Annotated in this window: 5 protein-coding genes and 1 pseudogene; 4 read left to right on the forward strand and 2 right to left on the reverse strand. The window is 70.4% G+C overall.

Annotation, left to right across the window (positions count from 1 at the left end):
- The first annotated feature begins 59 nt into the window (after nucleotides 1-59).
- The gene (locus QNJ12_RS07975; RefSeq protein ID WP_300621288.1) at nucleotides 60-1,229 is read left to right on the forward strand and encodes a glycosyltransferase; all 1,170 of its coding nucleotides are present in this window, start codon (nucleotides 60-62) and stop codon (nucleotides 1,227-1,229) included.
- Nucleotides 1,230-1,260: 31 nt separating this feature from the next.
- Here the strand turns inward: QNJ12_RS07975 and QNJ12_RS07980 are convergent, their stop codons facing one another.
- Complete coding sequence (locus QNJ12_RS07980) at nucleotides 1,261-2,253, reverse strand: sulfotransferase (RefSeq protein WP_300621291.1); 993 nt, start codon at nucleotides 2,251-2,253, stop codon at nucleotides 1,261-1,263.
- 62 nt (nucleotides 2,254-2,315) lie between these two features.
- Between QNJ12_RS07980 and QNJ12_RS07985 the strand changes: the two genes are divergently transcribed.
- From QNJ12_RS07985 to QNJ12_RS07995, 3 genes are read left to right on the forward strand one after another with little or no spacing between them, the layout of a single operon-like run.
- Nucleotides 2,316-3,659 (forward strand): O-antigen ligase family protein, encoded by a 1,344-nt coding sequence (locus QNJ12_RS07985; protein WP_300621294.1) that lies wholly within the window; start codon nucleotides 2,316-2,318, stop codon nucleotides 3,657-3,659.
- Nucleotides 3,643-4,572 carry a sulfotransferase gene (locus QNJ12_RS07990; protein WP_300621296.1) on the forward strand — a complete coding sequence of 310 codons (930 nt, stop codon included), beginning with the start codon at nucleotides 3,643-3,645 and terminating at the stop codon, nucleotides 4,570-4,572. The genes QNJ12_RS07985 and QNJ12_RS07990 overlap by 17 nt, the downstream gene beginning before the upstream one ends.
- The gene (locus QNJ12_RS07995; protein ID WP_300621299.1) at nucleotides 4,569-5,825 is read left to right on the forward strand and encodes a lipopolysaccharide biosynthesis protein; all 1,257 of its coding nucleotides are present in this window, start codon (nucleotides 4,569-4,571) and stop codon (nucleotides 5,823-5,825) included. The genes QNJ12_RS07990 and QNJ12_RS07995 overlap by 4 nt, the downstream gene beginning before the upstream one ends.
- Nucleotides 5,826-5,846: 21 nt before the next feature.
- Here QNJ12_RS07995 and QNJ12_RS08000 read toward each other — a convergent pair.
- Nucleotides 5,847-6,469: pseudogene (locus QNJ12_RS08000) on the reverse strand (hypothetical protein); the annotation flags it as partial.

Raw genomic sequence — 6,469 nt, forward strand, 5'->3', positions numbered from 1 at the left:
TATCCTTCCGGATCCATGCATCCGGTCCGACACCTACGACGCGCGGGACGCTGCGCCGGATGAGGCCCGTCCAGCGGGTCGCCGCCTCGCTTCGAGGTCGACTCGGGCGATGGATGTGGCCGACCGTCGAGGCCGGGTGGCTCGATGGGGGCGGCGTCGTCGTCTGCCACGACTGGCTGACCGCACGCGCCGGGTCGGACAAGGTCGCCGCCGAGATCGCCGCGACCGTCGACGCGCAGGCGGTCGTGTGCTTCTCGAAGGCCGACCATGTCGTCGACGAGCTCGGGATCGAGTGCCCCGTGCACGAGAGCCGGTTCGGACCCTGGGCATCGCGCGGGCGTCGATGGCAGGCGCTGCTGCCGTTGATGCCGATCGCGTGGCGCTGCCTCGAACTCCGAGGCGCCTCGGCCGTGGTGACGAGCTCCCACGCGACGGTCAACGCGATCCGGGCCGATGCGAAGCGCCTGTGCTACTGCCACACCCCGATGCGCTACGCCTGGGAGTGGCGGCTCGAGCGGCATCGCCTCCACTGGTCGCTGCGCCCACTGCTCCCCGTGGTCGCCGCCGTCTTCCGCTTCCTCGACCGCAGGTGGAGCCGGCGCGTGGACGTCTACCTGGCGAACTCGTCGTACGTCGCCGACCGGATCGAGCGCGCGTACGGGCGGTCGTCGGTGATCGTCCACCCGCCGATCGATGTGGCGTGGTGGCGGCCTGCCGACTGCGAGCGCGGCGACGAGTTCCTCTACGCAGGCCGGTTGATCCCCTACAAGCGCGCCGACCTCGTCGTCCGTGCTGCGATGGCGGCCCGCCGGCGGCTCGTCGTCGCCGGGGACGGGCCCGAGCTGGGTCGCCTGCGCACACTCGCCGATGACTACGTCCGATTCGTCGTCAACCCGGACGACGCCGAGTTGCGGGCGCTCTACCAGCAGTCCAGGGCGTTCGTCTATGCCGGCATCGAGGACTTCGGGATGACCCTCGTCGAGGCGCAGGCGTGCGGGGCGCCGGTCATCGCACGCAACGCAGGGGGTGCGCTCGATTCGGTCGATCCCGAGTTCTCGGGGCGCCTCGTCGACGGTGGGGACGTCGACGTGTGGGCGAACGCCTTGCGCGACTTCACCGATCCTGCCGACGATCGCCGGCGCCGAGCGCACGCCGAGACGTTCTCGAGCGCGCGGTTCGCCGAGCGGATCCGTGCGATCCTCGACGAGCTCGCCGGCCCGGTGCGCTGAGGCCGCCTGGTTCCTCGGGCCGCCGGGTCGGTCAGGGTTCGCCGTCGAGCACGGCCGTGCCCTCGATCACGCCCGCCGGCTCGTACCACTCGTGTGCGAGGTCACCGGTGATCTCCCAGATGCGGTCGAGCTCGGCCGATGTCAGGGCGTCGATCGCAGCGGCGAAGATGCCACCGCTGTGACGACGGAAGCTCTGAGCGCTGGCGGTCTCGGCGGTGGCCGGCTTGCCGTTCAATGTCGTCGTGGCGCCCAGGAAGCGCTCGGTGCGAGCCGTGTATGGCAGGCCGGTCGCGTCGCACAATGCCCGCACCACCCGACGGGGTTGATCGCTCAATGCCTCGTGGGTGACGCGCAGCGACGGGGTCTCGAGCATGTGGCGAACGAGCACCCGCCAGATGAGCGCGGCACTGGACAGCTCGTCAGCGATCGAGTCGGCGATCTCGCGCTCGCGATCGGACATCAATCCGTCGCGCCGCGCCAGATCCGAAGCGAGCCCATCGGTCTGCCACCCCAGACGTCGGAACGACTCGGCGACGGCAGCGGGATGGCGGAGGATGACGATCGGAGCGAGACCGGCCTCGTCGCGAAGCCAACGCACCGACAATGCCGCAAAGGGATCCTTGACGACGGCGTGTTCGGACCACGGGTTCAACCGGGCGAGACGCAGCATGAACGGGCCGCGAGAGCCGACGACGCGCTTGACGAGCTGGCGGTAGGACGAATCACGTCGGTAGTTCCCCGTGGTCAACATCGGCTCATAACGCAGCAATCGGCGGAACTCCGATTGCGCCGTGGCGTTCGACGGGTGGCCGATGTCGACGAAATCGGTCGTGACGCTCGGGAGGCCACAACTCGGGTTGAGCGGCTCGTGGAAGTAGTCGACGTTCCGGGGACTGGAGAGCGCCTTTCCGAGAAAGGTGGTGCCGCTGCGGGGGCAGCCGGTGACCAGGACCAGGTTGGTCGCGGGTGCGCCGACGAGCTTGCCGCGCGGTGCCCGCGGGGCGCCTGCCTCGTTGATGGTCATGGAGGATCGATGATAGACAGAGGGCGCCGTTTCCGGTTCCGCAACGGTCATCCCGCCACCCCATGACGACAGCGCTCACCACGACGGCCCGGCCCCCCGAGCGTCACCGGCGATCCCGCGCCGGCCGCGACGTGCTGCGGTCGAACGGGTTGCTGTTGTTGACGCTGTCGGCGGTCGTGTCCAGGTTCGTGCTGCTCAGCGCGGCGCTCGTCGCGATCGGGATGCTGATGGTGGCCCCCGGACTCAGCTCGTCGTTCCGCTTCTCGTGGGTGCGGGCGGCGTCGGTCGTGGTCGCCGGCTGGCTGCTCTACGGGCTCGCGATCGGGTCGCTCCCGAGCCCCGGCGCCGTCGGCCGGTGGGTCGACTTCTTCACCACCGAGGGTCGCGCGATCCTGCCGCTCCTCGTCCTCGCCGCAGCGTCCAGCCTGTCCTCGAGGGCCGTGATCGAGCGGACCCTGTGGCGGACGATCGTGTTGCTCGTCGTCAGCGCCGGTCTGGCGCTGGTGCTCGACGTGCTCGGCTCGTCGTGGGTCGGCGGGTTCCGGCTGTTCCACGGCTTCACGTCCGGCCACCACGTGCCGGGGTTCCTCTACGGACTGGGGATCGTCTACATCCTGATCCGCCGGCCGTTCGCGACGTCGCTGCTCCACTTCGGTTCGCTCGCGGTGCTCGGCGCGGCCGTCGTGTCGAGCGGCTCGCGGGCGTCGCTCGTCGGCCTCGGGGCGGTCGGGGCGTATCTGATGCTGCGCCGTGCCAGCACCGGCACCACCAAGCGGGTGCTCGCCGTCGCCGCAGCATGCATCCTGGTCCTGGTCGTCTCGCCGAGGTTCCGCGACACGGTGACCTCGTTCGGGAGCACTCGCATCACGTCGAACGCCGGCGAGCTGTTCCGGTCGCGCGACAACGTCGACATCGCCGCCGTCGCGACCTCGGGTGCGGAAGCGAACGTGCTGAAGCGCTTCGGCCTGTTCGGCGAGGCGCTCGACGACTTCGTGGCGAGCCCCTTCATCGGTCGCGGCATCTACCGGTTCAACGATCTCGACACCGTGCCGGTCGGTGTCGAGCGCATCGTCAACGTCGACGTCGCCGGCGAGCGGGTGCACTCCGATCTCCAGGCCCACAACATGTTGCTCCAGCTGCTCTCCGAGACCGGCCTCGTCGGCACGTTGGCCTTCGTGTCGGTCTACTGGCTGGTGTGGCGATCCGCTCGGGGACGCCGGCTCGACCCGGATGCCGCCCAGCTGATGCTGGTGGCGCGGGCCGCGATCGTGTTCTCCTTCGGGGTCGGGTTGACGTCGGCGGCGTTGCTCACGGCGGGTCTCGGCATCCTGGCGTCGGTGCTGATCGGCCTCGGAGCGAGCTACCACCGCCTTCCCTACACTCCCCGCGATGTCAGCGTCACCTGACTTCCTGATCCTGGGCGCCGGGCGGGCGGGGACGACGTGGCTGACCCGGGTGCTCGACTCGCATCCCCAGATCTCGATGTCGGTGCCCAAGGAGCCGCACTACCTGGCGGAGGGCGCGCACGGCATCGAGTACGAGGGTCCGGGCGATGCGCTCACCAACCGTGCGGTGGTGCGAGTCGAGGCGGAGTGGCGGGCGCTCTTCGCCTGCGAGCCGGGCTCGGTGGCGGGCGAGGCATCGGTGTCCACCCTCAGCTCGCCCGAGCGTTCGATCGAGGCAATCGAGCGGTTGTGCCCCGATGCGCGGATGGTGGTCATGCTCCGCAAGCCCTGGGAGCGTGCTCGCTCGGCCCATCAACTCATGCGCGGTCAGGGCCGCGAGATGCTCTCGTTCGCAGCCGCCCTCGACGCCGAACCCGAACGTGCGAACGCGAACTGGAACCCGTTCTGGCTCTATCGGTCGCAGAGCGAGTACGCACGTCTCCTACGGCCGTTCGTCGAGCGGTTCGGCGACGGTGTGCTCGTCGTCGAGTACGAGCAGGCCGTCGCGAGCGCCGAGGTGGTCGTGCCCTCGATGCTCGAGCACCTCGGCGTCGATGTCGTCGAGCTCGTCGACCCCGGTCGGGTCAACAGCTCGGTCGAGCCCCGGTTGCGGTTCGTGCGGCGCGCCGCCAGCCGTGCGTACACCAGTCCCCGCATCCGCAGGCTGACCAGGGATCACGCGCCCCGCAGCCTGCGCCGTGCCCTGCGATGGGCCACGTCGGCCGATCCGTCGGGCGACGACGAGCCGTATCCCGCCGGGTTCGTGGAGTCGTTCGCGGACGAGCTCGAGGCGCTGGGCGACCTGCTCGGCGACGCGCGCCCATCGTGGTGCCGCAACGAGCCGTCCGACGTCGGTCCCGTCGTTCGCCGGTGACGGTCAGACGGGACTACGTCGCGCTCGCGGGCGGGCAGCTGGGCCTGGCCGCGGTCAACGTCGCCGTCGGCTTCCTGCTCGCCAGGGTGGCGACCCCGGCCACGGTCGGGCAGTGGTTCTTCGTGTCGTCGCTCGCGCAGCTCGGCGTCGCGTTCACGATCGGCGGCGTGGGACCCGAGGTGGTACGCCGGCTCGGCATCGAGCGCGTGTCGCCGTCGTCGGTGGCGCGGTCCGCGTTCCGCGCGCTCGTGGCGTCCCTCGCGCTGGTCCTCGCCGTCGTGCTCATTCCCGGCGGGTGGGCGATCGCGACCTCCGTGTCGGGTCCGCGCCCCGAGCGACTGCCCTGGATCGCAGCGTGCCTGATCGTCGCGCTCCTGTTCCTGCGGGCCGGGGTCGAGTTCGCCCGCGGCATCCTCCGCATCGATCTGGCGACGATGCTCAACGGTTGGTTCGACCGCGGCCTGCTGGCGGTGGGGCTCGCGGTCGCGCTGGCCGCGTCGCTCACGCTGTCGCTCACCGACGTCGTCGCCGTCCAGCTCGCCGGCATCGCGGTCGCCGGCGCTGTGACGCTGCCGCGGCTGCGGTCGGCGTGGCGCCGCACACCTGGCGGTGACGTCGACGCGGGCTTCCGGTGGGCGGACACCCATCGACTGACGGCGTCGATCGTGTTGCAGCGCGTCGTGATGCTGGGCGACATCGTCCTGGGCGCGTTCTTCCTGTCGGCGACCGAGCTGGCGCAGTACGGCATCGCCCTCCGCGTCGCTGCGCTCGTGGCCCTGCCGGTCCGCGCCGCCACCATGGTCGCCTTGCCGCACCTGAGCCGCGGCCGACTCGACGGGGCCTCGGCGCAGAGCACGATCGGATCGGTCGTCAAGCTGTCGTCTGCGCTGAGCGGCGTGATCGTGATCGGCTTGATCTTCCTCGGCCGCCCGCTCCTCGAGATCGGCTTCGGGTCGGAGTACGTCGACGCCCTGCCACTGATCGCGGTGCTGGCCGGGTCGCAGCTCGTCAACTCGCTGACCGGTCCGTCGCATGCCGCGCTCATCGTCGAGCACCACGACGGGGTGGTGATGCGCCACGCGGCGATCGGGGCGTCGCTGCTCGTCGGAGGCTGCTGGATCGCCTCGTTGATCGGGACGGCCCCCGCGCTGGCCGCGTTCTCAGCGCTCGCGACGGTCGTCCAGCAGCTCCTGAGCTGGAACGCGGCCCGGAGGTTGTGCGGCGTGCGGACCGACGTGTTCAGCAGCCGCTGAGCGTGGGGGAGTGCGCTCAGTTCACCGGCCGCCGAGCGCGTCCGAGCGGACGCGCTCGAGGCTCGGGTTGAAGCGGCCGACCCGGCGCCGCGACGCGGTGTACTGCCGTGAGATCGGTGCGAGCACCGGTCGCAGCGGCGACCGCTTCAGCCGGTCGACGACGCCGTTCTGGGTGGGCTGCTCGTCCCGGTTCCACATGTGGATGTAGTCGGATTGCTGCACGACCGGGTCGCTGCTCACGCTCTCGCCGGGTGTGGTTCGGCAGACGAGGTAGAGATCGCGCACCGAGTTGAGGTTGACGCGCTTGCCGGGTTCGGGTGGCGAGACCCGCCACCATCGCTGCGACCTCGGGAAATGGGTGGCGAACACCTCGGTGTCGGCATAGCCGTTGCGCTCGGAGTAGAGCGAGAAGAACAGCTCGGGCGAGAACTGCCAGAACCCGTGACCGCAGTTCTGGTTCGCGGGCACGAAGTGCAGGATCCGCCCGCCGGGTCGGCACAGCTCGGTGACCGTCTTCAGCGCACGTGGGATGTCGAAGACGTGCTCGGTCGTCCCCGCATCGATCACGGTGTCGAACGGTTCGACCGGGGCGGTCAGCGGCTGGTTCAGATCGTGGACGACCGTCGCTCCTTCGAAGGGGGAGT

The sequence above is a fragment of the Ilumatobacter sp. genome, from assembly GCF_030065885.1.
In the GTDB taxonomy this organism is placed as follows: Bacteria; Actinomycetota; Acidimicrobiia; order Acidimicrobiales; family Ilumatobacteraceae; genus Ilumatobacter.